Raw genomic sequence first — 2,352 nt, 5'->3', positions numbered from 1 at the left:
CGTCGCGCCCCCGGGCTCGTTCAACAACGAGATCGGCCACCCGTGGACCGCGCTCCGCGCCGACGAGGACACCGATTTCCTCGTCCTCGAACTCAGCGCCCGCGCACCCGGCAACATCCGCGAGCTCGCGGCCCTCGCACCCCCGCGCATCGGGGTCGTCCTCAACGTCGGCACCGCGCACCTGGGCGAGTTCGGCTCGCGCGAGGTCATCGCCGCCACCAAGGGTGAGCTCGTCGAGGCGCTGCCGGACGCCGCGCACGGCGGGGTCGCCGTCCTCAACGCCGACGACGACCGGGTCGCCGCCATGGCCGGCCGGACCTCCGCCGAGGTCGTCACGGTGGGGCTGGGCGGGTCCGCGGACGTCCGTGCGGAGCGGGTGAGGCTCGACGACGAGGTGCGCGCCTCGTTCACGTTGGTCACCCCGCGGGGTGAGGCGGAGGTCGCGCTGCGCGTGCACGGCGAGCACCAGGTGGGCAACGCCCTGTCGGCGGCCGCGGTGGGTCTCGCGTGCGGGATGTCGGTCGAGCAGGTGGCCGCGGCCCTGGGGACCGCGGAGGCCGCCTCCGTACGCCGGATGGACGTGCGGATGACCGCCGACGGCGTCACCGTCATCAACGACTCGTACAACGCCAACCCCGATTCGATGCGGGCCGCGCTGAAGTCCCTGGCCGTCATGGCCCGCTCCGGCGGCGGCCACCGGCGGACCTGGGCGGTGCTGGGGGAAATGGCCGAGCTCGGCGAGGACGCGGTCATCGAGCACGACCTCATCGGGCGTTTCCTCGTCCGCCTGGACGTGTCCCAGCTCGTGGTCGTGGGCCTGGGCCGTCCCCAGCGGGCGCTGTTCCAGGGCGCGATCCAGGAGGGCTCGTGGGGTTCCGAGGCGGAGCACGTCGCCACCGCCGAGGAGGCCGTGGCGATCCTGGACGAGCGCGTGGAGCCCGGCGACATCGTCCTGGTCAAGGCCTCTGCTGCCGTCGGTTTGTGGAGCGTCGCCGAGCACCTGCTCGCGTCGCGTGGTGAGGAGAACCAGTCATGACCCAGATCATGATCGCAGGCATCGTCGCCTTCGTCGTGAGCATCTTCCTCGCACCCCTGCTCATCATCTATTTCCGGCGCAAGGGCTACGGCCAGGAGATCCGTCTCGAGGGCCCGCAGTCCCACATGGGCAAGCGGGGCACGCCCAACATGGGCGGTCTCGCGATCCTCGCGGCCGTGTGGCTCGGCTATATCGTCGCCGGGCTGATCGGGCAGTTCACCGTGGGCGGCGGCGGGTTCACCGCCTCCGGCCTGCTCATCCTCGGCCTGGCCACGGCGCTGGCCGTGGTCGGCATGATCGACGACGGCCTCAAGGTGTTCAAGCGGCAGAACAAGGGCCTGGGCATCCTGTCGAAGACGGTCGGGCAGGTCCTCGCGGCGCTGGCGTTCGGAATCCTCGTCCTCCAGTTCCGCAACTCGGACGGGCTCACCCCGGCCAGCCGGTCGCTGAGCTACGTGCGGGACTTCGTGGCCGTGACCTTTCCCGTCGTCGTCTTCCTCGTCTTCATCGTGATCCTCGTCTACGGCTGGTCCAACGCGGTCAACTTCACCGACGGCCTCGACGGCCTCGCCGCCGGCTCCATGGCCATGGTCATGGGCACCTACGTCGTGTTCAGCTTCTGGCAGTTCCGCTACTCGTGCTTCTCCACCGCCGAGGGCGTCAACCTGTCGGGCTGCTACCAGGTCCGCGATCCCCTGGACATCGCCGTGGTGTGTTCGGCAGCGCTCGGCGCGTGTCTGGGCTTCCTGTGGTGGAACGCTGCGCCGGCCAAGATTTTCATGGGCGACACCGGCTCGATGTTCCTCGGCGGCATCGTCGCGGGCGTGTCCGTCGTGTCGCGGACCGAGCTGCTCATGGTCGTCGTGGGAGCGGTGTTCGTCATCGAGTTCGTCTCCGTCCTCATCCAGGTCGCCGCGTTCCGCACCACGGGCCGACGCCCGTTCCGCATGACGCCCATCCACCACCACTTCGAGAACGGCGGCTGGGCCGAGACCACGGTGACGATCCGGTTCTGGCTGCTGGTGGCCATCTCGTGTGGCCTGGCGATCGCGCTGTTCTACGGCGACTGGCTCGCGAGCTCGGCGGGATGAGCGACATGACCGATATGACCGAGACCGCCGCGTCGACCGACCGGCCGGGGCCGGACGTCCGGGGGCTGCACGGGCTGCGGGTGTTGGTCCTGGGCGCGGGCGTGTCCGGGCCGGGCGCTGTACGCATCCTCGACGCGCTGGGCGCCGAGCCCGTGGTCGCCGACTCGCGACCCGAGGCGATCGCACGCCTGCGGGAGGCGCTGCCGGACGGTGTCGCGTGCGAGG

At 70.7% G+C, this 2,352-nt stretch carries 2 protein-coding genes and 1 pseudogene; all 3 read left to right on the top strand.

All coding sequences use genetic code 11. The features are described from left to right. The coding region (locus G6030_RS13605) for a Mur ligase family protein (RefSeq protein ID WP_182643490.1) at positions 1 to 1,036 on the top strand (1,036 nt) is incomplete at its 5' end. Further along, entirely contained in the window at positions 1,033 to 2,127 is a 1,095-nt protein-coding gene (gene mraY, locus G6030_RS13600) for a phospho-N-acetylmuramoyl-pentapeptide-transferase (protein WP_182643489.1), read from the top strand. The genes G6030_RS13605 and mraY, both read left to right, overlap by 4 nt. Positions 2,128 to 2,132: 5 nt before the next feature. After that, positions 2,133 to 2,352, top strand: a pseudogene (locus tag G6030_RS13595) (hypothetical protein); the annotation flags it as partial.

This window comes from Dietzia sp. E1, from assembly GCF_014145015.1.
Lineage (GTDB): Bacteria > Actinomycetota > Actinomycetes > Mycobacteriales > Mycobacteriaceae > Dietzia > Dietzia cinnamea_A.
This window is presented reverse-complemented; position numbering and strand designations above follow the sequence as displayed.